Source organism: uncultured Bacteroides sp., assembly GCF_902491285.1.
Classification (GTDB): domain Bacteria; phylum Bacteroidota; class Bacteroidia; order Bacteroidales; family Bacteroidaceae; genus Bacteroides.
This window is the reverse complement of sequence record NZ_CABUHK010000078.1, coordinates 1-24,900: the sequence shown is the minus strand read 5'-3', so window position 1 is coordinate 24,900 and position 24,900 is coordinate 1. Positions and strand designations below refer to the sequence as shown.

The window sequence follows — 24,900 nt, the reverse complement described above, 5'->3', positions numbered from 1 at the left end:
TATTCTGAACTTCTTCGTTCAAAATTTTAGCAAATTCTTCAAATTTCATGGTTCCTTTATCGCCTTCGCCTTGTCTGCGGACAGAAACTTCACCATTTTCCGCTTCTTTCTCACCGACAATCAGCATATAAGGAATACGCTTCATTTCATTGTCGCGAATCTTACGGCCTATTTTTTCATTGCGGTCATCTACAATCGCACGGATTTCATGAACCTTCAGATACATCTTCACCTGTTCTGCATATTCATTGAATTTCTCACTAATCGGCAGAATAACTACTTGTTCCGGTGTCAGCCACAATGGGAACTTACCAGCAGTATGTTCTATCAGCACAGCTACAAAACGTTCCATTGATCCGAACGGAGCACGGTGAATCATTACCGGACGATGTTTTTGATTGTCAGAGCCCATATATTCAAGTTCGAAACGTTCCGGCAAGTTGTAGTCAACCTGGATCGTTCCCAACTGCCAACGGCGGCCGATAGCGTCTTTTACCATAAAGTCAAGCTTAGGGCCATAAAAAGCAGCTTCTCCATACTCTATCTTAGCAGGCAATCCCTTTTCCGCGCAAGCCTCGATAATAGCCTGTTCGGCTTTTTCCCAGTTGTCATCGCTACCGATATACTTTTCGCGGTTCACTTTGTCACGCAATGATATCTGAGCCTCAAAATTCTGGAAATCCATAGAACGGAACACGATAGATATGATATCCATCACACGAAGGAACTCATCTTTCACTTGTTCCGGACGACAGAAGATATGTGCATCATCCTGTGTAAAGCTACGTACACGGGTCAAACCATGCAACTCTCCACTTTGTTCATAACGGCAAACTGTTCCAAATTCTGCAATACGCAACGGCAGATCCTTATATGAACGTGGGAAGTTCTTGTAAATCTCACAGTGATGAGGACAGTTCATCGGCTTCAAGAAGTACTCTTCACCTTCTTCCGGTGTATGGATAGGCTGGAATGCATCCTTGCCATATTTTGCATAGTGACCCGAAGTCACATACAACAATTTATTACCAATCGGCGGAGTAATCACTTCCTGATAGTCGTAACGAGTCTGAATACGACGCAGAAACTCCTGCAGACGCAGACGCAACGCAGTACCTTTCGGCAGCCACATAGGAAGTCCCTTACCTACAGTCTCAGAGAACATGAACAATTGCATCTCCTTACCAATCTTACGGTGGTCACGCTTCTTCGCTTCTTCCAGCAATACCAGATATTCATCCAGCATTTTCTTTTTCGGGAACGTAATACCGTAAATACGGGTTAACATCTTACGATCTTCATGACCGCGCCAGTAAGCACCGGCAACAGTCGTCAGTTTGATAGCCTTGATAGGAGCAGTCGTCATCAAGTGAGGGCCACGACAAAGATCGGTAAACGCACCCTGGGTATAAGTTGTAATATGCCCGTCTTCCAATTCGGAAATCAGCTCACATTTATAAGTTTCTCCGCGATCGCCAAACATCTTCAAAGCGTCAGTTTTAGCAATACTCTTTCTGACTACCGCTTCTTTCTTTGCAGCCAGCTCCAACATCTTGGCTTCAATAGTAGCCAAGTCACTTTCTTTAATCACAGTTTCTCCCGGATCCACATCATAGTAGAATCCGTTCTCAATAGCCGGACCGATACCAAACTGAATACCCGGATAAAGTTCCTGCAAAGCTTCAGCCAACAAGTGAGCACTCGTATGCCAAAAAGCATGCTTACCTTCTTCATCATCCCATTTGTAAAGTACAAAATTAGCATCTTCATTAATAGGACGTCCTAAATCATAAGTCTCACCATTCACGCCACATGCCAGCACATCCTGTGCCAAACGTGAACTGATGCTTTCTGCAATCTGTAAACCGTTCACTCCTTCGTTATACTCACGAACGGAGCCATCGGGAAATGTTATCTTTATCATAATATGATTATGTTATATTTTCACAATTTGAACGCAAAAGTAACTAAATCTTTTGAGTTATCCATTTTTTATCAAAAAAATGTTATTCCGTCTGGTCTGTAAAACGCTTGATTACATTATAAGCGGAAACAATGCCCAGCTCACCTGCCTTACTTAAATCAGAAATACCCAGTTTATTATTACCCAAGAAAATATGAGTAAGTCCTCTGTTGAAATAGGCATCCGCAAAATCAGGATTCAACTCAATCGCCTTATCATAGTCAGCCACTGCAGCGCGATAATCTTTCAGCATAGCAGAAACATTCGCACGGTTATAATAAGCATAAACAAAATCAGGTGCCAAATTGATTACTTTATCCAAATCTTTCCGTACCACTTCATAATCCACCGCAGTAATCTCCTTACGCTTCTCGCCTGGGATTTCAGTTTCGGCAGCTTGTTCCGCCTTCTGATATTCCAGTTGCTTGCAACGAATAAGGGCACGCATAAAGTATGCCGGGAAGAAATCCCCATCCAGCAGAATCGTTTGTGTCAAATCGGAAACCGCGCTTGAGAAATCCTGAACCAGATAAAAATCAATCGCACGGGCAAAACGTTTGGGAGCGCTCTTTTCATCTGCCACAATAGCCGATGTATGCGTATCGATCAAAGCAAAATGGAATTTCACCTGTTCCTCTGTCAACGGAGCTTCCATATTCGTTATACGAAGACGTTTCGAAAGCACACCCGAACGATTCAAATCTTCAATATATTTATGAAAATTCACAGAACGCTTCACATCACTCATCTTCTCATAATAAGTCAAAGCGAACATTGGTTCCAGTGTAATATTCACATTCTTATCCTGCACACGTCCACGATAATCACTCGTATAACGCTGTTCAGCTTCAGAGTCGTCCGCAATGACTATCTTACGATAGTTGTTCATATTCTTATCCGACTTCTTACGGGTCTTTTCCCCCTCTTCGCCTTCACCCTCTTTTTCTTTATTCTGATTTTGGGCTACATCTTTATTCGTCACACCATTCTGCTTATCAATCTGAGCCTTCATGACTTTAAATTCATCCTGCTCCGCTCCTTTCTTGTCGCCAATCTTCCGGCGGGCTTCCGAACGCTGATAATATCCGGCGAGGAAGTTAGGATACTGGTCGATAACAGTTGTGTAATCTTTTATTGCTCCCCGATAATCCCCTGTCTGCGCACGAAGCAAACCACGATTAAATACTGCCATCATATTATCCGGCTCCATTTGGATTACGAAATCGAAATCCTCAATCGCACGGTTATCATCTCCTACCCGGGCACGAAGCAAACCACGATTATAATGCCCTATAAAGTTATTGGGGTCAATATCCAATGCCAGGTCATAATCACTCATGGCCCCTCTCAGATTATTCTGATGGAACCGTGCTAATGCCCGGTTAATATAATTTCCGGCATTCTTGGCACTCAGATGAATAGCACGGTCGAAATCCGACTCAGCTTCAGCATATTTAGACTGTTGCAATTTCACAATCGCCCGGGCAGCCCATGCATCCGGATCATATTTATCCAGTTCAAGCGCTTTATTAAAGTCATTCAAGGCAGAAAGCGTATCCTTCTGTTGCAATGACACTTCCCCCCTCATCAGATAAGCACGGGTATAACGCGGAGCCACTTTAAGCAAACTTTCCAAGTCCTCTTTTGCCGAATTATAATCCTTTTTCTGAATATGAGATAAAGTCAGATTATGCCACAAAGTAATATTCTCCGGATCATAATGCAAAGCCTTCTGATAATCTTCAATAGCTCCGTCAAATTTACTCTGCCGGATTCTCGCCAGACCACGAATCTGATAAGCCCCTACCACAAACGGATTCCGTTGGATAGCCGCGTCACAGTCTATCTCAGCACCTTGAAAATCTTCCAGGTTCAGCTTAGCAAGCGCCCTGAAGAAATAAGGTTCATACAGATAAGGTTTAGCATTAATCACCTGATTAAAGTACTGAATAGAAAGTACATAATCCTCAAAATAAAGAGCATTTCGGGCGATAGTCATCACCCGATCCGTATTAATCTGAGCACATACTAGTGTGGGGAACAGCAATAATACTGTTAATATTCTTTTTATCATCGGCATTTTATGCTTGTAAACGAAGCAAAAATAATGCTTTTCGTTTACTTAACAGGGATATAAACGTTTTTTATCTTTATTTCACCTGTTTCATCTTATAGGAACTGCGGGCTTTTCCTTTCAACATCGTATTCAGTTTCCCTCTGATCATCTGCTTACGAAGCGGAGAAATATGGTCAATGAACATCTTACCGTCCAAATGGTCGAATTCGTGCTGCATGACACGTGCCAGATAACCCTCCACTTCCTCTTCATGTTCCACAAAATTCTCGTCCATATATTTCACACGGATTTTATTTCCTCTCTTCACTGTTTCATGAATACCGGGAAGGCTCAGACAGCCTTCTTCCATGCCCACTTCCTCACCACCTACTTCCAGGATGTGAGGATTAATATAAGCCTTATTAAAATCTTTAAATTCCGGATAATCTTCCGAAAGCGGATCCAGTGTAATTGTAACAACACGAATAGGCAAACCAATCTGCGGAGCAGCCAGCCCTACGCCGTCTGCGTGCACCATCGTTTCAAACATATTCGCGATCAACTCTTTCAAATTCGGATAATCCGGTGTTATGTCCTCTGCCACCTTTCTCAAAACAGGCTGTCCATATACATAAATAGGTAAAATCATATCTTTATATTCTACTGATAAATTAAATTATTCTTTTTGTTATCTACTAAAAACGTTTACTCTCCAAATATGTTTGCAGAATAATCGTAGCACTTATCTCATCCACCAATGCTTTGTTCTGGCGATCCTTCTTTTTCAGTCCCGCCTCCAACATTGTACGATGCGCCAGAACAGATGTAAACCGTTCATCCACATACTCAACCGGAATCTCAGGAAAGCGCTTCTTCAGTGAACGAACAAAAGGTTCTATATTTTTCATATTCTCAGAAACCTCATTATTCATCTGCTTAGGCAAGCCGATAATAATCCGTTCTACCGGTTCTTTCGCAACGTAATCACCGATAAAGTTCAGAAGTTCATGCGTAGGCACTGTCGTCAACCCATTTGCAATCAACTGCATAGTGTCGCTGACAGCTATCCCTGTACGCTTTCTTCCATAATCTATTGCTACAATTCTACTCATGGGGCACAAAAATACAAAAAAAGACGTTTCCCGTGAAAGGAAACGTCTCTTTTATTATAATATTTCAAATGTATATTATTCTTCAACAATAGCTACACGGCTCAGTTTAGCGCTATCATAGAACATATTGCTTACACCACCCTTGTAATCAACCTTCAATTGAGAAGCAGGAACACCAAATTCGTTAACCATCAAGTCACGAACTGCTTCAGCTCTCTTCTTACTCAACTTCATATTGTACTCAGCAGAACCAGTACCCTTATCAGCATATCCCGTTACAGTATATACTTTGCCAGAATTCTCTTTGATAGCCTTAGCCATAGTCTCAATGTTCATGTATTCTCTCTTAGCGATATTGCTCTTGCCGATATTGAATACAACAACCAGACGTGGGATAGCGGATACAACTTCTTTCTTAACAATTACTTCAGGTTTCTTATTACGTGCTTCAACCAACTCGCGTTTCAAAGATTCGTTTTCACCCTTCAAAGAGTTTACTCTGTCTCTCATGTCAACCAACTGGCTTTCCGGAACCATAGGAACAGTAGGAACAGCATCCCAACCGCGCTTCTTGAACTTATAAGTAACACCTACAGTCAAACCAGCCATACCTTCCTTGCTTACGCCACCGAAAGCATTCTTCATTAACAACCCACGCAATTCCACGTTAAGATCCCATGCTGGAGACAAACGGAAACGGTTAATCAAACCTGCATTAAAGCCGATATTATTTTCAGTCGGTTTTGTCCATGAATGCACCAATCCAACACCTACATAAGGAATAAATGAGTAAACACGTTCTTCGTTATAACCGCAGAACATATTAGAAAGATTGAACATCACATCACCATGGAAATTAGCAACATTCCATTTTTGTTTGTAATACCCATTAGAATAAGTGCCGCCTTTTACATAAAGGTCATCTGCTTCCGGAGATGCACCTTTAGCCTGAAGACCATTATATGCGACACGCAATCCCAATCCCGGCGTAAACCACTTACCTACGGCAATGTCAAGTGCCGGAGCAAGACGTTTTCCAAAACTAGCCTTACTGTCGTTATCACCGAAATACATTTGTGCACCAACGCCACCGCTGATAAACCAATTAGCGCCAAAGAGATTTGTTTCCACTCTATAGCTCTTTGCGGCTTTTTCTTTTTCCTGAGCAGACACACACACTGTAGCTGCTGCCAATAAAATAAACAATAAACCCTTTTTCATCTCAATTTATTTTAGTAAATAATATATTTCAATTGTCTTACAGGATGGCAACCACTCCAAACGCTCCACACCTGATAAAGAGATAACAAGCACTGTCCTCTCCTCTAAAATTAGTGCAAATATAGATATTTAATATAACACAAACAAAAAATCACGTAAATTTTCATTCATACATAGATTTTTATGGAATGATAAAAGTGTTATATAACTCTAAAAGGCTTCTGGAGGCATTTATCACAAAAGAATCAAAACAAAAAAATAGCCGATGGCAAAATCACGCATCGGCTATTTTCATATTCCGGTTATATCTTTATCAATATACCAACTTCACATTATCAATCCACAATGTATTTCCGGGTGAACCGATATAAGCACCGCCATGACTGGATGTAAACTGAAGACACATATGAGTCGGAACATCATCCTCATTTCCCCAGGCCACCTCATGAATAGGCACACTTTCGCCTTTACTATTTACCGTATAACTTTCGGTAACTTGCAAACGCATCATATGAGCTTTATATTCAGGTCGGCCGGTAATGTCACCATACATAATCTCATAGGAAACATTATTCTTCCAGTCCGTTGAATGATAATAATAGGTCACCATCGTACCTATACGTTTCGCATACACATTTCCCTCTGCATCCTCCCAACGTTTCTGCAGAAACAAGATAGCTGCCGGATAATCTTTACCGGGAACATCCGTAATCTTGCTGAACCCAGTAGCACGGATACGATTTTCACGGTCGGACATCTTCACTTTATAGTCAAACTGGAGTGCAACCGGTTTTTTAGTAAACGGGATCCCTGTCTGCAGCATCTTCTGAGGATTCTTAGTACCCTTAATCGGCTCGTGTACCGACCCGGTAAAAATAGATCCGGCCGCCAATACCGTTATATTAACGAGTCCGAGTACCTTCACACTCTCCATGCGTGTATCCAACCGTGCGCAGTATCCGTCTCCCCTCTTTTCCGGGAAAACCGAAGTATTTGTTTTCGTAATGCCTGCCACCTTTGCCATCACATTTGAAGTGGCCCAAGGCGATCCACCCATATTCTTATAAACTTGATCTCCCTTAATTACAGACGTCGGGCCTATCGCATATACATTCTTTGTATTCCCACCAATAATGCTCGACTCCTTTATCTGACGGTCTACCCATTGATTCATGTCTCCAAAAGGAACCATTTCCACTCTATGTTGCGCCATCAAAGACAAGGAAGAAAAAAATGCCACGAAACCTGTCATCAACAGGCGATGAACGATTTTCTGAACCATTGCTTTCCTTTCTTTTTCTTCTTTTTATAAATTATAATCCCATTGTTTCAAAGCAAAATCCCAGTTTTCTTCTACCAACCGGATTGTACGGTCATCATATTTATACTTATTCTTCTTATAACCCTTCTTACCGCCCACATACTTTTCTATATCTCCGCGTGCTTCGGCAAATCCGGGGATAGAAAGAGAGTTATAAATATTTTCCGTCATTCCCATCGCATCTGCTTCGAAATCTTCAAATTTCACCTCCATCAGATTACCTTCCGGGATAAACTGTTTGTCCGATTCATACTTATGATAAAGCTTTGCATAAATAGAAAGAATATTCTCCTCTAATTGTTCATTGCTTACATCCTGCAATTTCAACGGTTGAATCGTATTTGTAAAGAAACTGCGTGTCGATTCGAATACTGTATACGGATTACGCATCAGGTAGATAAACTTAGCGTTCGGGAACATTTTCACCAACTCCTTCACCCTGCCCGTATGCGGTGGATTCTTACTGAGGAACTGAGTGCCATGGGTATTCCACAGAGAGATTTTAATCAACTTTGTAAATACTTCCTCAAAAACTTTCAGTTCAGCATCCGTGATATCATCAAACAGCAAATATTTATCGGCATACTCCTGTTGATATTTCGGCAAAAACCAAAAATTATAATAAGTATAAGGCATCATATTCGACAACGCAAATTCCTCTTCCTGAGGAAGATCCACAGCCAGTTCCATATTGTCAGTCGGACGCTTGTCCGGCATCAGCCAGCTCATATTCTTCTTGAAGAAAGGCTGTCCCCACATCATCAAATGAGGGAATACAGTCTGATACGTTGTATTATAGCCAAAGTGCTTGTCACAAGAAAATACATTATGCACAAAAGTTGTTCCGCTTCGCCAATGTCCCAAGATAAATACAGGGTCATGCTCCAGCGGTTGATTAGCCAGTAACTTTTCATAACGGCTATTCTGCAAAGCAGCCAACGGAGAGAGCAAACGGCACACAGCCTTTGTCAATCGGTATTTCCCCTTATAAGACGGATCAATTTCACGACCGGCAGTGATAGCCTTAAACGTTTTCCAGTCGGCACCTACCAATGTATTAATCGGAAGTTTATTAAATTCAAGCAATCCCATACTTTCTTACTTTATAATTTTCACAGCAAATCCCTGGCGTTCCAGCTCTTTCGCAACTTTCTCTACAGCCTCATAATGTTCCGGAGCAATTCCCAGTTTCGATAAATCCAATACAGGAACATCATCCGTATTACTCATATCTTTCACTTCCACACGGTCGATAATCATACCTACCGCTGAAGTATTATTTGTAATCGGGTCGATCAGGATGAACGATCCACAGGATTTATTCTTCTTATACGGATCAAAGAACAGCTCCTTGGCAGTAGTCAGTACCACACGGGCAATCTGGTTCAATTGCAAAGGCAAAGTCTCTTTTGTCAATTGCCCGTTATCCAGAGACAGATGTTCCATTGTATTCACATCCACTTTATATTTAATCGTATCGATACGTGTACGGCTCAGATTAGTAGTCTGCTTGATAAAGAACGACTTATTTACGTCCATCGGCTCTTCATCCATCCATACCATCATCGCTTCGAAGTTACGGTCGACAGTCGGCATATTATCAGGATGCACAAGCATTTCTCCGCGAGACACATCAATTTCATCTTCCAAAGTCAGCGTAACCGACTGTGGCGGAAAAGCATAATCCAATTCTCCGTCATAAGTCACAATACTCTTCACCTTCGAAGTTTTGCCCGAAGGAAGTGCCATCACCGTATCCCCCTTACGAACGATGCCTGACGCAACTTTACCGCAAAAACCTCTAAAATCCAGATTCGGACGAAGCACATATTGGACCGGGAAACGGAAATCAGTCAGATTATGGTCATTATCAATATGAACAGTCTCAAGGAAATCCAGCAGAGAAGTTCCCTTATACCACGGAGTACGCTCCGACTTATCCACGACATTATCCCCATCCAATGCAGAAAGAGGAATACAATTCACATCAGGAATACCCAACGGAGCCACAAACTTCTTATATTCCGTAACGATCTCATTAAACCGTTCTTCCGAGAAGTCCACCAAGTCCATTTTGTTGACAGCCAACACCACATGCTTGATACCCAGCAAAGACACCAGAAAAGTATGACGGCGTGTCTGGGTAATCACTCCCGTACGGGCATCCACCAAGATAATCGCCAGATTAGCCGTAGAACCGCCGGTAATCATATTACGTGTATATTGCTCGTGCCCCGGAGTATCCGCAATGATAAACTTGCGTCCATTGGTGGAGAAATAACGATAAGCCACGTCAATCGTGATTCCTTGTTCACGTTCAGCCTTCAAACCATCAAGCAGCAACGCATAGTCGATATGTTCACCGGCATTACCCACACGTTTGCTGTCGCGTTCCAACGCATCCAACTGGTCCTCATACAGTTTCTTACTGTCAAATAACAAGCGACCGATCAGCGTTGATTTTCCGTCATCCACCGATCCGGCTGTCAACAGCCTCAGTAAGTCTTTCTGTTCATCTTTATCCAGAAAAGCTTTTATATCTAATTTATTATCTGCCATTTCTAGTTACAATTAAAAGTATCCTTCACGTTTCTTCTGTTCCATACTACCTTCCTGGTCAAAGTCAATCACACGAGTCGTACGCTCGCTCTTAGTGGTAGTCATCATCTCTTCCACAATCTCCTCAATAGTAGCGGCTCCACTTTCCACTGCGCCGGTCAGCGGCCAGCAACCCAATGTACGGAAACGAACCATTTTCATTTCAATCTGGTCGCGGTACTTTTCGGGCAGACGCTCATCATCCGCCATAATGATATTCCCGTCAAGATTGATAACCGGACGTTCTTTAGCATAATAAAGCGGGACAATCGGAATATTCTCCAAGCGGATATATTGCCAAATATCCAGTTCCGTCCAGTTACTGATCGGGAACACACGGATACTTTCTCCCTTATGCACACGCGCATTATAAATATCCCACAGTTCAGGACGCTGGTTTTTCGGATCCCACTGGTGGAACTTATCCCGGAACGAGAAAATACGCTCCTTCGCACGTGACTTCTCTTCGTCACGACGAGCACCACCGAAAGCAGCATCAAACTTATATTTATCCAGCGCATGAAGCAATGCCTGCGTTTTCATTAAATCCGTATGCACTTTGCTTCCATGCGTAAAAGGTCCTACTCCTGCATTAAAAGCCTCCATATTGCTTTCCACAATCAGATTCCATCCGTATTTTTTCGCATATTCATCGCGGAACTGAATCATTTCCTTAAACTTCCATTTCGAGTCGATATGCATCAATGGAAATGGTACTTTACCCGGATAAAACGCTTTTTCAGCCAAGCGCACCATTACCGAAGAGTCCTTTCCGATACTGTAAAGCATCACCGGATTCTCAAATTCCGCCGCCACCTCGCGGATAATATGAATAGACTCTGCTTCGAGTTCCTTCAAGTGGCTTAATTTATATTCTTCCATTACTAAAATAATGATTTTATTCTTCTACCAAACATTCCTTTTTTACTTTGGGTAAAATCAGCTCCAGCAACCGATTCACCGATTCTTCCAAACTTAATTTGGAAGTATCCAGCGACAAAGCCGGATGCTCGGGAATCTCAAACGGAGCAGAAATCCCCGTAAAATTCGGAATTTCTCCTTTCCGTGCTTTTGCATACAAGCCTTTCACATCCCGCTTCTCGCACTCTTCCAACGGAGTACTCACGAAAATTTCCAGAAAATCATCCTTGCCGATAATATTCGCAGCCATTTCACGAATATCATTATTAGGGCTGATAAATGCTGCAATCGTAATAATGCCGCTATCCAAAAACAACCTGGACACTTCGGCTATGCGACGTATATTTTCCACCCGGTCAGCTTCCGAGAACCCCAGATTATTATTGATTCCGCTACGGATATTATCACCGTCCAAGATACGGCAAAGCAATCCACGCTTATGAAGTTCGCGTTCCAGCGCAATGGCGATTGTACTCTTTCCCGACCCGCTCAGTCCGGTAAACCAAATCATCACGCTATGCTGCCCCAGAAGTTCTTCTTTATCCCGGCGTGTCATCATGCGGTCAAAAATAGGATATATATGATTCTTTTCTTCCATTTATAAATTAGTTTTATTAAAAGTTCCAAATCATCGGAATCAGAATAATGGAAATTACAAAAGTAATGATGTTAAGCGGCAAACCGATGCGGACAAAATCCGTAAACTTATAGTTACCGATACCCTGTACAATCAAATTAGTCTGATAACCGATAGGTGTAGAGAAGCTGGCAGATGCAGCCATACAGATCACAACAAAGAAAGGCGTCGGACTTACCCCTAACTGGGCGGCAATTGACAACGCCAACGGGAATGCCAAAGCCGCAGCCGCATTGTTTGTAATCAACTCCGTAAACAGATTCGTGATGATAAACAACATTGCAAGCAACACATGCGGCCCGTAATCATCGCTTAGCCCGATAATGAACTTCGCCACGCAGTCAGCCACCCCTGAGTTCACCATCGCCTTACTGATAGCAAACGCACAAGCAATAGTAATCAAAATATCCCACGAGATATATTTAGTATATTTACGGGCAGGGAACAGATTTGTCCATGCCATGATAATAGTAGTAATAGATACAAAGAAAAACATATCCAGCTTGATATCCGGCAAGATTTCTTTCATCATCGGAAGCTCACCCACTGTTGCGCCGACAATCATCAAAACCAACAGCAGCAAAGCAAACCAACGCTTCTTCTTTCCCGTTGTATCCGGCTCATTCCCATTTGTCAACAGAACGAATACCGAAGATTCACCCCATGTCGGAATAAATGTATCATCTGCCATCACCACCAGCGTATCACCTTCGTGAAGCACTACATCTTCCAGATTTGCCACGAACCGCTGTCCGTTACGCGTCTTGATTTCCTTAACCTCAGCCCCATAATGACGCTGGAAATTAAAGTCCTTCAGCTTTTTATTGATACCGGGAAAACGAGCCCCCAAAACAGCTTCCACTCTATGCAGCTTTTCTCCTTCTTCCACATCTTCGTCAGGTACAGCCGTATCCGGACGTGCATCGGGCAACAGACGTTTAGAAAAAACAAAAAGATAAATAATGCCGGCAATCGCAATAAAAATCCCCACCTTGCCAAGTTCAAACATCGAAAAGCCCTCAAATCCGGCTTCCAATATCATTCCATGCACCACCAGATTGGTAGAAGTACCGATCAACGTACAAATACCACCTAAGATAGTCACGTATGAAAGAGGAATCAGAAATTTTGTAGCTGGAAGCTTCACCGATTTTGCCCAGTGCTTGATAATTGGAGCAAAAATAACTACTACAGGAGTATTATTCAGGAAAGCGGAAATAAATGCGACTGAAGGCAAGATACGCAACTGCGCCTTAAACACCGTTGTCCTACCCTGAGGCAACAATTTCTTTATCACTTGCCCCAACGTACCTGACTGACGAATACCTTCACTCACCAGAAACAGCAAAGCAACAGTAATCATGCCTTTGTTGCTAAACCCTTCAAGCATCTCTTTAGGAGTCAGAATACCGACACACAAAAATAATACCACTACCGAAAAAAGTACCATACCCGGCCGCATCTTATCCGCAACCAAGGCAGCTACCATTCCTAATAGGGACAATAGTACAAATACAATTTCAAATGTCATATAAACATTAATTAGTGTTCTCTTTTGGGTTCAACGATAAACCAAGGATTCAATAAATCCTCCTTGTTATATCGTAGAGGTTCGTCTTTTCCTGCCTGATACACTTCCATTCCGGCGGCACGGGCTATCGCATGTCCGGCAGCCGTGTCCCATTCCATCGTTGGAGCGAAACGCGGATACACATCGGCCTTTCCTTCCGCAACCAGACAAATCTTGATAGAACTTCCGCTTGATATCAGTTCAACGCCGCCATGCTTCTTCTTCAAGCCTGTAATGTATTCTTCCGTTTCCGGTGAGAGATGCGAACGGGAAGCCACCACTATAAAATGATCGCGTGTCTCTTCCAACGGCATCCGTTCCGATTCCTTTATCAACTGTTCCAATGACACTCCATCATCTTCCAGACCGATAATACCGGAACACTTATAAGCTCCCACACCTTCAACCGCAAAATAAAGTTCTTTTCTTACCGGTACATAAATAACCCCCATCACAGGTACTGCATTCCGCACCAAAGCTATATTTACTGTAAATTCACCGTTACGCTTGATAAACTCTTTTGTCCCGTCCAACGGATCTACAATCCATAAAGTACCCCATGTGCGGCGGATTTCATAATCCAGATGTTTTCCTTCTTCACTAAGAACAGGGAAAGGAGTCACATTCAAAACAGCAACAATCGCCTCATGCGCTTTCCTGTCTGCTATTGTCAGCGGAGAGTTATCAGCCTTTCGTTCTATCTCGAAATCCGATGCAGGATCTTCATAAATAGAAAGTATTTCTTTACCAGCTTTTAATGCCGCATCGATAGCAGCCATTACATATTTTTGTTCCATTCAATCCCTTCATTAATACCTTATTTCCATTAAGGTTGTGAATCATCCAAGTTAAGAGTTGACAAAAGTAAAAACTTTATTTACTATAAAAGTTTCCCCACTATCATTTATAACTTCTTTTAGTAGAATAATAAAAATATCTAAACGAAACAATCCGCCTCTCTCTCAATAAAAAAGCAGTAACTTCCCAGTTACCGCCTTCTTATTCGGAAAAAACGTTTGTCCTTTCCAATTATATATTACCAAAAAGAAATCAATATACACGATACAGCAACCAAGCTCCCTGGAAATCCGAGCGGTTCGGATACTTAGCCTTGAATGCATCGCGGGCTTCAGCAGCAGCAGCTTTATCTGCAAATGAGCTTACAATAACGCGATACATTGCCTTGTCTGCATTAAATGCGATAGTAGAGTGATAACCTTGTGCGTCCAGCCAATCCTTCAAACCTTCTGCATTTGCTTTCACACCAAAGCTACCAGCCACGATGCTGTAATCTTTCAATCCTTCATTGCCGGAAACCACTGTAACCTTTTCCTGGCGAACGCCGGATGTATCTGCCACTTTAGGCGTTGTCACAGGAGCTGCAACTACCGGAGTCACTTCTACCGGAGCCTCCACTTGCGGTTCTGCCAGTTCCTGCTGTTTTGCTTTCTCATAAGCTTTCTTATAGGCACTTTCGCTGGATTTACAAGATGCAAATGCCAGTACCAAGCATACTCCCATTCCTAATACGACTAATTTTTTCATAATCCTATACTCTGTTTTAATTAATAATTCAACGTTCCCGTCTATCTATATTTAGTTTCGGGCAACAAAATAATAGAAATTTTATCATCCGACAAAGAAATCCGTCAAAAAAACGTCTATTCCTGCTTTTTCCTGTAAGAAATCGTCCCCGTTGCCTGGTTGGTAGGCATCAAAAGCACTTCCGCAATCTGAATATGCTCCGGAGCCGATGCCGCAAAATAAACCGTTTCGGCAATATCATCTCCTGTCAACGGACGTATCCCTTTATAGAAATTATCAGCAGCTTCCTTATCACCCCGATAACGCACCACCGAGAAATTTGTTTCCACCATGCCCGGCTTAATATTCGTAACCCTCAACGGAGTATCCACCAAATCAATACGCAAACCGTCCGAAAGTGCTTTCACGGCAGCCTTAGTGGCACAATACACACTTCCACCCGGATAAGCAGCGTCACCGGCAATGGAACCGATATTGATAATATGTCCCCGTCCGCGTTCTATCATACCTGGGACCACAAGACGCGTCATTGCCAATAATCCCTTAATATTCGTATCAATCATGATATCCCATTCGTCCAGACTACCTTCAAATTCCTTATCCACTCCGATCACCAGCCCGGCATTGTTTATCAACAAATCAATCCCAGTCCATTCCGACGGCAAATCGTCCAGTGCCGCCTTCATCTGTCCACGGTCACGTACATCACAAAGAAGCGGATATGCCATCAACCCGGGATACTCCTTCTTCAACTCATATATCAACTTCTCCAATTTTGAAACATTACGGGCATTCAAAATCAAATACCATCCTTCTTTTGCAAATTTACGGGCACAAGCCTCACCAATTCCGCTAGTTGCACCGGTAATTAAAACAATTTTATTATCCATTATGTTTTGGTTTATAGTATTCGGTGGCAAAAGTACGCCTTAAGTCATATTGGTTAGTCTCCGAAGCCAGTTAAATAAGATTAAACCATAAAAGAAAAAAAGAATTATAAAACTAAGCACTTTTTTTTCGTTTCCATGAACAACCTTTTGATAAAAATGTTATATTTGTTGTATCGTAATCATTTTAAATATTACAAATTATGAAAGGATTGAATGTATTAGCAGCTTTTCTGGGTGGTGCAGCCGTAGGCGCAGCCCTTGGTATTTTATTTGCTCCTGAAAAGGGAGAAGATACCCGTCACAAGATCGCCGAGATTCTCCGTAAAAAAGGGATCAAGCTCAACCGCAGTGAAATGGAAAATCTCGTGGATGAGATTGCAGCCGAAATGAAAGGAGAAATAGCAGAGTAAGTGAATAACAAAGGACTAAAAACAGAGCGACCATGTTTGCAGACGATAAAAGTATTGAGAATTTTCAGCAATTATTTTTCGAGTTCAAGAAGTATTTAGAACTTCAAAAAGAATATACCAAATTAGAATTAACGGAAAAGCTAACCATACTTTTCTCTACGTTAATCATGATATTAGTACTTATTATCCTTGGCATGGTAGCCCTGTTTTACCTGCTTTTCGCACTAGCTTATATTCTGGAACCATTAGTAGGCGGACTCATGGCAAGTTTTGCCATCATTGCGGGCATCAACATTGCTCTCATCGCCCTGGTCGTCATTTTACGCAAGCAGCTCATCATCTCTCCAATGGTGAACTTCCTCGCCAATTTATTTTTAACCGATTCAAACAAATAAATTATGAGTGCGCAGACACCACCAAAGAAATTCACGTTAGAAGAGATTGCCGAACGCAAAAAGAAACTCTTGAATGAGATTCATGCCCAAAAAAGAGCCATGACTGCTACAACACGCGAGATATTTGCCCCGATTGCCCCGGCAACCAATAAGGCGGATGCTATCATGCGCTCGTTCAATACCGGGATGGCTATCTTTGACGGAGTAGTGATGGGAATTAAGATTATGCGAAAGGTGCGGGCGTATTTCCGGAATTTGAGATAATTATTTTTTCGATACGCCAACCGATTTACAAAACAACCAAGTGTGGTTTATAACTACTTCTTTTCATCACCAGGCAGGTACAGCAGGTACAGAAATTCCCCTCTCCCTAACACACGCACACATGCGCGTATAATAGGTAAGAAATAGAATATTGGCAGAACCGGATATCCCCCAAATGCCTCTTCCCCATAATTCTATTTCAACATATCCTTAATATATTTATATGCATTCCTCGCGTACATTATAAACGCGTGCACGTATACGTATGTGTGTGTGTGTGTTAGGGAGAGGGGGAATTTCTGTACCTGCTGTACCCGGCAAATTAATAAAAGCTATGTTTCATACAACCTAAAGCGCCGCTTTAGAGACCATAAAGCTATGCTTTAGCAGTCGTAAAGCATAGCTTTACAGAATTTTCTCAAAACATTGCTCCCATTGATTCTCACGAAGTATACAATAAAAAAGGTCATCCGGCTTTGCCCGTCATAACGGAACAAAGTCAGATGACCTTAACTATATACATATTAAATCTTACACGTATGTCTCCAGCAGTTTCACATTTCCCCCTTCGGGAGTAATAGTGACATCCTGAGTAGTAGCAGGAAGCAGGATAGACTCCCCTGCGCTGACTGTCAGTTCATTTCCCTCGTTATCTCTCATTTTGCATGCACCTTCCATGCAGATAAAAATCACAAACGAGTCAAGCTCCGAGTAATCACAACTGATTTCTTCGGTCATGTCATACAGAGAAGTCGTGAAGTAAGGACAGGCCACCAATTCTACCGGTTCATCCTTCACTGCGTCGTATTTAGTGCGGTAATCATCCAATACTTCGTAGTTGATGGCTTCACGAGCTAAATCAGTGTGAAGTTCACGGGTTTTGCCGTTCGCATCCTTGCGGTTGAAATCGTAGATACGGTACGTTATGTCAGAAGTCTGTTGAATCTCGGCAATGAACGATCCGGCTCCGATACTGTGCACACGTCCGGCAGGAAGGAAGAATACATCTCCCGGATGAACTTCGTACTCTTGCAATACATCGGTAATCGTATTGTTCAACACACGCTCCTTATATTCTTTCGGAGTTATCTGTTCAGAAAACCCAGAACGCAACTTTGCTCCTTTGTCGGCATCTACCACATACCACATTTCGGTTTTTCCCATCGAGTTATGGCGCTTCTTGGCCAAGTCGTCTGCCGGGTGTACCTGGATTGACAAATCCTGTCGAGCATCAATAAACTTAATGAGCAACGGAAATTTATTGCCGAAACGTGCATAGTTAGCTTCGCCCACCAGCTCCTCGCGATACCTTCTTACCATATCGGCCAAAGTTAAACCCTTATCCGGGCCATTAGCCACTACGGACTCGTTGTCTTCAACGCCGGAAATCTCCCAGCTCTCTCCTACTCCTTTCAAGTCTGAGTTCAAGTGCTTGAACGGAATAATCTTGTCGCCCCCCCAAAGCGTCTGCTTCAGAATCGGTTCGAATTTTAATGGATACATTTTTGTTTTTCTTGTTATAAACTTAGATTAAATTCGCTCGGATTGTTACAATCCGGGAACAAACATACAAAAAATAGTTTAGTTTTTAAGAAAGGGAGATGAAAATCTTTTTGAAAAAAAATCGCATTGCAAATAACAAGGAACATAAAGTAATAAAGCTAAACTTTCCTAAAGTACCTCTTATATTTAAGCGGAATAATTTGTGAGTAAGAAAGAATTTCCTTTTATTTGCAGGAAATTTTAATAATACCAGACATGAATAACACATTCCCAACAGAAGGGAATCTTTCAGGGCTCAGCCGTGAAGATTTTCAAAAGGAGATAAACAATAAAGAAACTGATTTATTTATCCTCAAAAATGCAAAGGGAATGGAAGTAGCTGTAACCAATTACGGATGCGCCATTCTTTCTATTATGGTACCGGACAAAAACGGTAAGTATGCCAATGTGATTCTCGGACACGACAGCATTGACCATGTAGTCAATAGTCCGGAACCTTTCCTGAGTACGACTATCGGACGCTACGGTAACCGTATCGCCAAAGGAAAATTCACTTTATTCGGCGAAGAACACGAACTTGCCATCAACAACGGACCTAACTCCCTGCATGGCGGACCGACAGGTTTCCACGCCCGTGTCTGGGACGCTGTCCAGATTGACGAGAGTACAGTACAGTTCAATTATGTTTCTGCCGACGGTGAAGAGGGTTTTCCCGGTAATCTGGAAGTGGAAATGACCTACCGTCTGGAAAACGAAGTAAACGCACTGACTATCGAATACCGCGCAACAACCGACAAAGCTACAGTCGTTAACCTGACTAACCACGGTTTCTTCAACCTCGCCGGCATCGCCAACCCTACTCCTACTGTCAACAACCACATTGTCACTATCAACGCAGATTTCTATACACCCATCGACGAGGTTTCCATCCCGACAGGAGAAATTGCCAAAGTAGAAGGCACTCCGATGGATTTCCGTACTCCGCATACCGTAGGCGAACGTATTGACGATAAATTCCAGCAACTGGTATTCGGTGCAGGATATGACCACTGCTACGTACTGAACAAAATTGAAAGCGGTTCGCTTGACCTGGCTGCTACCTGCAAAGACCCGGAAAGCGGACGTATCATGGAAGTGTACACCACCGAAGCCGGCGTACAGCTTTATACCGGCAACTGGCTCAACGGATTTGAGGGCGCACACGGTGCCACATTCCCTGCAAGAAGCGCTATCTGCTTTGAAGCGCAGTGTTTCCCGGCCACTCCGAACAAACCTCATTTTCCATCGGCTACGCTACTCCCGGGGGATGAATACCAACAAATCACTGTTTACAAATTTACTGTAGAAGAATAATAATCAAAAATAACTAACCTAATTTTATAAACTAACATTTTTTTTGAATCATGACACAAGAAAAAAAGAACGGTAATCTCATCGCGATTATTACAATGTTCTTCTTATTTGCGATGATCTCTTTCGTGACTAACCTCGCCGCACCTTTCGGTACAATCTGGAAAAATGAATACGCAGGTTCGAGCACATTAGGTATGATGGGAAACATGATGAACTTCCTGGCCTATCTGTTTATGGGTATTCCTGCAGGTAATATGCTTGTCAAAATCGGCTATAAGAAAACAGCTCTTATTGCAATGGCAGTGGGTGTCATCGGATTGTTCATCCAGTATCTTTCCAGCGTATTCGGCGCAGGTGCCGATGTTTTCGCATTCGGTGAATATGCTATCAAGTTAAACTTTGTCATCTATCTGCTCGGTGCATTCATCTGCGGTTTCTGCGTATGTATGCTCAACACTGTAGTGAACCCGATGTTGAACCTTTTAGGAGGTGGCGGTAACAAAGGTAACCAATTGATCCAGACTGGTGGAGCTCTCAACTCTTTGTCGGGTACATTGACTCCGCTCTTCGTAGGTGCTTTGATCGGTACAGTGACTGACAAAACTGCAATGTCCGACGTAGCTCCTCTCCTCTTTGTTGCGATGGGAGTATTCGTAGCTGCTTTTATCATTATTTCGTTTGTTGCAATCCCCGAACCTCATCTTCAAAAGGCCGGTTCCGTGAAGGAAAAGTTCGCTCACAGCCCTTGGAGTTTCCGTCACACTGTATTGGGAGTTATCGGTATCTTTATCTATGTGGGTATTGAAATCGGTATCCCGGGTACGCTAAACTTCTACCTTGCCGACTCTACCGATAAAGGTGCAGGTATATTGACGAACGGAGCTGCAATCGGTGGCGCAATAGCTGCTATATACTGGCTTTTGATGCTTGTGGGACGTACTGCAAGTAGTGCTATCAGCGGTAAGGTTTCAAGCCGTACGCAGTTGATTGTTGTTGCAGCTACTGCTATCGTATTCGTTCTAATCGCTATCTTCACTCCGAAAGATGTAACAATCTCTATGCCGGGTTATTCGGTAGGCGAAGGTTTCATGATGGCTCAAGTTCCTATCAGTGCCTTGTTCCTCGTTCTTTGCGGTCTTTGTACTTCTGTAATGTGGGGTGGTATTTTCAACCTTGCTGTCGAAGGTCTAGGAAAATATACAGCTCAGGCTTCCGGTATCTTTATGATGATGGTAGTAGGTGGTGGCGTATTGCCGCTGATCCAACAGTCTATCTCCGATGCTGCCGGCTACATGGCCAGCTACTGGCTGATTATCGCTGCTCTTGCTTATCTGCTGTTCTACGGTCTGGTAGGTTGCAAGAATGTCAATAAGGATATTCCTGTGGAATAATAACAACAAATTTATTCACCTTTAAAATATTAATATCATGGATACAGAATACGTAAGAAGTCGATTCATTAAACACTTTGACGGAACTACCGGATTTTTATATGCTTCTCCGGGTCGCATTAACCTGATTGGCGAACACACCGACTACAACGGTGGATTCGTATTCCCGGGAGCAGTAGACAAAGGTATGATTGCCGAAATCAAACCGAACGGTACTGACAAAGTAAGGGCTTACTCTATCGACTTGAAGGATTATGTAGAATTTGGCTTGAACGAAGAAGATGCTCCACGCGCCAGTTGGGCAAGATATATTTTCGGCGTTTGCCGTGAAATGATCAAACGTGGCGTTGACGTGAAGGGATTCAATACAGCTTTCGCGGGTGATGTGCCTTTGGGTGCAGGTATGTCTTCTTCTGCAGCTTTGGAAAGTACGTATGCTTTCGCATTAAATGAACTGTTCGGTGAAAACAAGATAGATAAATTTGAATTGGCTAAAGTTGGTCAGGCAACAGAACATAATTACTGTGGCGTGAACTGCGGCATCATGGACCAGTTTGCTTCCGTATTCGGAAAAGCAGGCAGCTTGATTCGCCTGGATTGCCGTTCACTGGAATATCAGTATTTCCCGTTCCATCCGGAAGGTTATCGTCTGGTTTTGATGGATTCGGTGGTTAAACACGAATTGGCTTCTTCTGCTTACAACAAGCGTCGTCAAAGCTGTGAGGCTGCTGTTGCCGCTATCCAGAAGAAACATCCGCACGTAGAATTCCTGCGCGACTGCACAATGGAAATGCTGAAAGAGGCGAAAGCTGACATCAGTGACGAAGATTATATGCGTGCAGAATACGTAATCGAAGAAATCCAACGCGTACTTGACGTTTGCGATGCTTTGGAAAAGGACGATTACGAAACTGTAGGTCAAAAGATGTACGAAACTCATCACGGTATGAGCAAGCTGTACGAAGTAAGTTGCGAAGAACTCGACTTCCTGAATGACTGCGCCAAAGAATACGGTGTGACCGGTTCACGCGTAATGGGTGGCGGTTTCGGTGGTTGTACTATCAACCTTGTTAAAGACGAATTGTATGACAACTTCGTTGAAAAGACAAAAGAAGCTTTCAAAGCTAAATTCGGTAGAAGCCCGAAAGTGTATGACGTAGTAATCGGTGACGGTTCTCGTAGAATAGAATAACAAATTATTCTGAATTAAAAGAAGGGCGGCTTCCATGATGGGAGCCGCCCTTACTTTTTACAATTAACAAAAATCTATTGTTCTAGTAACATCTAATTAGTTCTATTTATTTCTTCGTGAATTTATATACTGCGAACGTAGTGGGTTCCAATTCGGTAGTAAACACATTGCCTTCAATAGATACCGGAGTTTCCTGCGGGATGATGGCAAGAGGGTGTTCAAGTGTATTATCTTTGTCCAAATCAAGTGAGCGAAGCTTGATGCAACGGCCATTAGACAGTACATCTTGTTTCTTCAATCCGGCAAAGTTCAACGAGATAGGCTGGGCAGTATTCGAAGTATTGACAACCTTTACAATCAGTTCATTCTTACCCTTATCATATACGGCACTGGCAAAGAGTCCGTTCTGCCCTTCGGCACCTGTTACGTTTTTCTTGTCCATAGTGAGTGGAAGTACATTCGTCCCTTTGTTATGCGCATACAGTTGCTGCACATAATAACTTACCGTACGTACAGAGTTCAGGTTATCAAACCAAATCATATCCGGACGCCACTGCCAGCCTTCCACATGGGCGAAAAGCGGAGCATAAGTAGCCATGTGAACAATATCGGCGTTACGTTCCAGTCCGGTCATGAAAGCGGCTTCGAGTAAAGCAGCATGGTAATGATTCCATTTCTTTCCTTTCCCGTGGCAGGCATATTCACCGGCAAATACTTTCGGACCTTTACGATCGTAGTTGTCATAACGGGCACCTTGAGCCAAGAACCAGCTTTCGGGACGATAAAAGTGCTCATCCACCAAGTCAGCTTTCAGGCGTTTCATTTCAGGCCACAGGTAATCGAATTCTTTACCTTCGGAATTCGGTCCGGAACTACCTACTATTTTGATTTCCGGGTGAGCTTTACGAATGGCTTTGATAAACGGCTCAAGACGTTCGGGATATTCTTTGCCCCACTGTTCGTTACCGATACCGATAAATTTCAGATCGAAAGAAGCCGGATGCCCCATATCGGCACGAACTTTTCCCCAAGTCGTATTTACATCGCCATTGGCAAATTCTATCAAGTCGAGCGCATCCTGGATATAGTGTTCCAAATCGCAGACTGCCACGTGAGCTTTCGGGTCGTTATTCTGAAATTGGCAAGACAAACCGCAGTTCAGAATCGGAAGAGGTTCTGCCCCCATTTCTTCGGACAACAGGAAGTATTCATAGAATCCCAGTCCATAGCTTTGGTAATAATCCGGGAAGAAACGATGGGTAAAAGTATATTGCCAACGGTTTTCGTTCAAAGGACGGTTTTCTACCGGACCTACTGACTTCTTCCAGTCGTAACGAGTTTCCAGGTCTGTGCCTTCTACAATACAGCCACCGGGGAAGCGGAAGACTCCCGGATGAATATCCGCCAAAGCCTGTGCGAGGTCTTTGCGAAGTCCATTTTCATGTCCTTTCCAGGTATCTACCGGGAAAAGAGAAACGTGCTCCAAGTCTACGGTTCCTTTGGAAGTAAGGAAAATGCGGAGCGTAGATTTGGGATTGGTCACTCCCGGTTTCAGGATTACCTGGTATTTTTTCCATTCTTTTGAGTCAATGGTAAGATTCTGTGTGGCAAAAGCCTGGCGTTCGCCCATTGATTTGGTATCTACGAGTTCAATCCGCAATGTTTCTTTTGTACTTCCCTGCGGCAGACGTGCCCAAACGGAGAAACGGTACTCCTCTCCTTTCTTGACGCCAATACCAAAAAAGCCTTCGTTATCAAGTCCGGTATGCTTATGTGCATGCCCCGGATCGGAAAGACGTACATAATGGGGATTGCGTTCGAAAGGACCATCGTCCATCAATGACACTTTTCCGTAGGTATTCCAGCCCATCAAATGTTGGGGAAACTCGAATGAACGGTTCTTGACCAGTTCGGCATAAAGTCCACCATCAGCAGCGTAGTTGATGTCCTCAAAAAAGAGTCCGTACATGGTAGGTTGGATTTCTGCTCCCAACTTCTTGGTTTGTATCACCATTTCATTGGTTTGCGCATGAAGTGCCATTCCGGCAGAGATGGCTAATGCAGCCAAGATTTCTGTGTATCTTCTCATGGTTTTCAATAAAAATTATATATGGTTATTTAATTCTTTTTCCCCAAACAGAACGTCCCCGGCTATCGAGTCCAGTAAAGAGAATGGTTTCCGCCTCATTCTCCCAATCGTGTCCTGCAAAGATAATCAGATTCTTAATTTCCTCTTTGCCCAATCTTACCATTAATAGGTGTTTTTCGGTCAAAAAGGACCAATTTCCATTCATTTGCACAATTTTCCATTCATTGTCCATTATTATAGTACGAACTAAAACATAAAGCCCCCTATCTTATCCTTATTATTTACCCTTATGAAAACAATTCAACAGCCCAATATAATAAGGTGTAACTTAAAAAAATCCTTTTATGCTGCATAACATATAATAGTGTATTTGATACACCAAACTAAAGTGTTACTTTTACACCCAAATTAAAGTAAGCATCTCATTTACATTAAAAATAAAACCATGAAAAAACATTTTCTACTTGCA

22 protein-coding genes and 1 pseudogene are annotated in these 24,900 nt (G+C 42.7%); 6 read left to right on the top strand and 17 right to left on the bottom strand.

Annotated features, from left to right (window positions below):
• From thrS to RDN93_RS17380, 14 genes are all read right to left on the bottom strand, one after another.
• On the bottom strand, positions 1–1,924 hold a 1,924-nt coding region (gene thrS, locus RDN93_RS17445), incomplete at its 3' end, for a threonine--tRNA ligase (RefSeq protein WP_308746697.1).
• An 82-nt stretch (positions 1,925–2,006) separates the two neighbouring features.
• On the bottom strand, positions 2,007–4,037 hold the full coding sequence (locus RDN93_RS17440) for a tetratricopeptide repeat protein (RefSeq protein ID WP_308746696.1): 2,031 nt from the start codon (positions 4,035–4,037) through the stop codon (positions 2,007–2,009).
• Positions 4,038–4,113: 76 nt separating this feature from the next.
• On the bottom strand, positions 4,114–4,668 hold the full coding sequence (gene def, locus RDN93_RS17435; RefSeq protein WP_308746695.1) for a peptide deformylase: 555 nt from the start codon (positions 4,666–4,668) through the stop codon (positions 4,114–4,116).
• Between the two features lie 46 nt (positions 4,669–4,714).
• Positions 4,715–5,131 carry a Holliday junction resolvase RuvX gene (gene ruvX / locus RDN93_RS17430; protein ID WP_308746694.1) on the bottom strand — a complete coding sequence of 139 codons (417 nt, stop codon included), beginning with the start codon at positions 5,129–5,131 and terminating at the stop codon, positions 4,715–4,717.
• 75 nt (positions 5,132–5,206) lie between these two features.
• Complete coding sequence (locus RDN93_RS17425; RefSeq protein WP_308746693.1) at positions 5,207–6,352, bottom strand: OmpA family protein; 1,146 nt, start codon at positions 6,350–6,352, stop codon at positions 5,207–5,209.
• Between the two features lie 313 nt (positions 6,353–6,665).
• Positions 6,666–7,634: a PCMD domain-containing protein gene (locus RDN93_RS17420; protein ID WP_308746692.1), complete on the bottom strand. Its 969-nt coding sequence runs from the start codon at positions 7,632–7,634 to the stop codon at positions 6,666–6,668.
• A gap of 24 nt (positions 7,635–7,658) precedes the next feature.
• Positions 7,659–8,765, bottom strand: coding sequence for a sulfotransferase (locus RDN93_RS17415; protein ID WP_308746691.1), 1,107 nt, complete (start codon positions 8,763–8,765; stop codon positions 7,659–7,661).
• A 6-nt stretch (positions 8,766–8,771) separates the two neighbouring features.
• Complete coding sequence (gene cysN, locus RDN93_RS17410) at positions 8,772–10,232, bottom strand: sulfate adenylyltransferase subunit CysN (protein ID WP_308746690.1); 1,461 nt, start codon at positions 10,230–10,232, stop codon at positions 8,772–8,774.
• Positions 10,233–10,244: 12 nt separating this feature from the next.
• Complete coding sequence (gene cysD, locus RDN93_RS17405; RefSeq protein WP_308746689.1) at positions 10,245–11,153, bottom strand: sulfate adenylyltransferase subunit CysD; 909 nt, start codon at positions 11,151–11,153, stop codon at positions 10,245–10,247.
• 16 nt (positions 11,154–11,169) lie between these two features.
• Complete coding sequence (cysC, locus tag RDN93_RS17400) at positions 11,170–11,790, bottom strand: adenylyl-sulfate kinase (protein WP_308746688.1); 621 nt, start codon at positions 11,788–11,790, stop codon at positions 11,170–11,172.
• A gap of 16 nt (positions 11,791–11,806) precedes the next feature.
• Positions 11,807–13,360 carry an SLC13 family permease gene (locus tag RDN93_RS17395; RefSeq protein ID WP_308746687.1) on the bottom strand — a complete coding sequence of 518 codons (1,554 nt, stop codon included), beginning with the start codon at positions 13,358–13,360 and terminating at the stop codon, positions 11,807–11,809.
• 11 nt (positions 13,361–13,371) lie between these two features.
• On the bottom strand, positions 13,372–14,196 hold the full coding sequence (gene cysQ / locus RDN93_RS17390; protein ID WP_308746686.1) for a 3'(2'),5'-bisphosphate nucleotidase CysQ: 825 nt from the start codon (positions 14,194–14,196) through the stop codon (positions 13,372–13,374).
• A 253-nt stretch (positions 14,197–14,449) separates the two neighbouring features.
• Positions 14,450–14,944 carry an SPOR domain-containing protein gene (locus tag RDN93_RS17385; RefSeq protein ID WP_294559384.1) on the bottom strand — a complete coding sequence of 165 codons (495 nt, stop codon included), beginning with the start codon at positions 14,942–14,944 and terminating at the stop codon, positions 14,450–14,452.
• Between the two features lie 116 nt (positions 14,945–15,060).
• Positions 15,061–15,834 (bottom strand): SDR family oxidoreductase, encoded by a 774-nt coding sequence (locus RDN93_RS17380; protein ID WP_308746685.1) that lies wholly within the window; start codon positions 15,832–15,834, stop codon positions 15,061–15,063.
• Between the two features lie 200 nt (positions 15,835–16,034).
• On the opposite strand from RDN93_RS17380, the gene RDN93_RS17375 reads away from it, so the two are divergent.
• From RDN93_RS17375 to RDN93_RS17365, 3 genes are read left to right on the top strand one after another with little or no spacing between them, the layout of a single operon-like run.
• Positions 16,035–16,244 carry a YtxH domain-containing protein gene (locus RDN93_RS17375; RefSeq protein ID WP_005677876.1) on the top strand — a complete coding sequence of 70 codons (210 nt, stop codon included), beginning with the start codon at positions 16,035–16,037 and terminating at the stop codon, positions 16,242–16,244.
• A 32-nt stretch (positions 16,245–16,276) separates the two neighbouring features.
• A complete protein-coding gene (locus RDN93_RS17370) occupies positions 16,277–16,639 on the top strand; it encodes a phage holin family protein (protein WP_308746684.1) in 363 nt (120 codons plus the stop codon).
• A 3-nt stretch (positions 16,640–16,642) separates the two neighbouring features.
• On the top strand, positions 16,643–16,903 hold the full coding sequence (locus RDN93_RS17365; protein WP_308746683.1) for a hypothetical protein: 261 nt from the start codon (positions 16,643–16,645) through the stop codon (positions 16,901–16,903).
• A gap of 531 nt (positions 16,904–17,434) precedes the next feature.
• Here the strand turns inward: RDN93_RS17365 and RDN93_RS17360 are convergent.
• A complete protein-coding gene (locus RDN93_RS17360) occupies positions 17,435–18,406 on the bottom strand; it encodes a type I phosphomannose isomerase catalytic subunit (protein ID WP_308746682.1) in 972 nt (323 codons plus the stop codon).
• Positions 18,407–18,661: 255 nt separating this feature from the next.
• Here RDN93_RS17360 and RDN93_RS17355 point away from each other — a divergent pair, with 255 nt between their 5' ends.
• From RDN93_RS17355 to galK, 3 genes are read left to right on the top strand one after another with little or no spacing between them, the layout of a single operon-like run.
• Positions 18,662–19,759 (top strand): aldose epimerase family protein, encoded by a 1,098-nt coding sequence (locus RDN93_RS17355; protein ID WP_308746681.1) that lies wholly within the window; start codon positions 18,662–18,664, stop codon positions 19,757–19,759.
• A gap of 50 nt (positions 19,760–19,809) precedes the next feature.
• Positions 19,810–21,150: an MFS transporter gene (locus tag RDN93_RS17350; protein WP_308746680.1), complete on the top strand. Its 1,341-nt coding sequence runs from the start codon at positions 19,810–19,812 to the stop codon at positions 21,148–21,150.
• A gap of 37 nt (positions 21,151–21,187) precedes the next feature.
• Positions 21,188–22,342: a galactokinase gene (gene galK, locus RDN93_RS17345; protein WP_308746679.1), complete on the top strand. Its 1,155-nt coding sequence runs from the start codon at positions 21,188–21,190 to the stop codon at positions 22,340–22,342.
• Positions 22,343–22,448: 106 nt separating this feature from the next.
• On the opposite strand, the gene RDN93_RS17340 is transcribed toward galK, so the two are convergent.
• On the bottom strand, positions 22,449–24,431 hold the full coding sequence (locus RDN93_RS17340) for an alpha-L-arabinofuranosidase C-terminal domain-containing protein (protein WP_308746678.1): 1,983 nt from the start codon (positions 24,429–24,431) through the stop codon (positions 22,449–22,451).
• Positions 24,432–24,456: 25 nt separating this feature from the next.
• Positions 24,457–24,630, bottom strand: a pseudogene (locus RDN93_RS17335) (lipocalin-like domain-containing protein); the annotation flags it as partial.
• Positions 24,631–24,900 lie beyond the last annotated feature (270 nt).

What these genes read in the sequence shown, in the direction of transcription:
- RDN93_RS17375 (WP_005677876.1), top strand. Translation starts at nt 16,035, where the DNA reads ATGAAAGGATTGAATGTATTAGCAGCTTTTCTGGGTGGTGCAGCCGTA.
- cysN (WP_308746690.1), bottom strand. Translation starts at nt 10,232, where the DNA reads ATGGCAGATAATAAATTAGATATAAAAGCTTTTCTGGATAAAGATGAA.
- RDN93_RS17380 (WP_308746685.1), bottom strand. Translation starts at nt 15,834, where the DNA reads ATGGATAATAAAATTGTTTTAATTACCGGTGCAACTAGCGGAATTGGT.
- RDN93_RS17425 (WP_308746693.1), bottom strand. Translation starts at nt 6,352, where the DNA reads ATGAAAAAGGGTTTATTGTTTATTTTATTGGCAGCAGCTACAGTGTGT.
- RDN93_RS17395 (WP_308746687.1), bottom strand. Translation starts at nt 13,360, where the DNA reads ATGACATTTGAAATTGTATTTGTACTATTGTCCCTATTAGGAATGGTA.
- RDN93_RS17340 (WP_308746678.1), bottom strand. Translation starts at nt 24,431, where the DNA reads ATGAGAAGATACACAGAAATCTTGGCTGCATTAGCCATCTCTGCCGGA.
- galK (WP_308746679.1), top strand. Translation starts at nt 21,188, where the DNA reads ATGGATACAGAATACGTAAGAAGTCGATTCATTAAACACTTTGACGGA.
- def (WP_308746695.1), bottom strand. Translation starts at nt 4,668, where the DNA reads ATGATTTTACCTATTTATGTATATGGACAGCCTGTTTTGAGAAAGGTG.
- cysC (WP_308746688.1), bottom strand. Translation starts at nt 11,790, where the DNA reads ATGGAAGAAAAGAATCATATATATCCTATTTTTGACCGCATGATGACA.
- RDN93_RS17350 (WP_308746680.1), top strand. Translation starts at nt 19,810, where the DNA reads ATGACACAAGAAAAAAAGAACGGTAATCTCATCGCGATTATTACAATG.
- RDN93_RS17420 (WP_308746692.1), bottom strand. Translation starts at nt 7,634, where the DNA reads ATGGTTCAGAAAATCGTTCATCGCCTGTTGATGACAGGTTTCGTGGCA.
- RDN93_RS17355 (WP_308746681.1), top strand. Translation starts at nt 18,662, where the DNA reads ATGAATAACACATTCCCAACAGAAGGGAATCTTTCAGGGCTCAGCCGT.
- RDN93_RS17415 (WP_308746691.1), bottom strand. Translation starts at nt 8,765, where the DNA reads ATGGGATTGCTTGAATTTAATAAACTTCCGATTAATACATTGGTAGGT.
- ruvX (WP_308746694.1), bottom strand. Translation starts at nt 5,131, where the DNA reads ATGAGTAGAATTGTAGCAATAGATTATGGAAGAAAGCGTACAGGGATA.
- RDN93_RS17385 (WP_294559384.1), bottom strand. Translation starts at nt 14,944, where the DNA reads ATGAAAAAATTAGTCGTATTAGGAATGGGAGTATGCTTGGTACTGGCA.
- RDN93_RS17365 (WP_308746683.1), top strand. Translation starts at nt 16,643, where the DNA reads ATGAGTGCGCAGACACCACCAAAGAAATTCACGTTAGAAGAGATTGCC.
- RDN93_RS17360 (WP_308746682.1), bottom strand. Translation starts at nt 18,406, where the DNA reads ATGTATCCATTAAAATTCGAACCGATTCTGAAGCAGACGCTTTGGGGG.
- RDN93_RS17440 (WP_308746696.1), bottom strand. Translation starts at nt 4,037, where the DNA reads ATGATAAAAAGAATATTAACAGTATTATTGCTGTTCCCCACACTAGTA.
- cysQ (WP_308746686.1), bottom strand. Translation starts at nt 14,196, where the DNA reads ATGGAACAAAAATATGTAATGGCTGCTATCGATGCGGCATTAAAAGCT.
- RDN93_RS17370 (WP_308746684.1), top strand. Translation starts at nt 16,277, where the DNA reads ATGTTTGCAGACGATAAAAGTATTGAGAATTTTCAGCAATTATTTTTC.
- cysD (WP_308746689.1), bottom strand. Translation starts at nt 11,153, where the DNA reads ATGGAAGAATATAAATTAAGCCACTTGAAGGAACTCGAAGCAGAGTCT.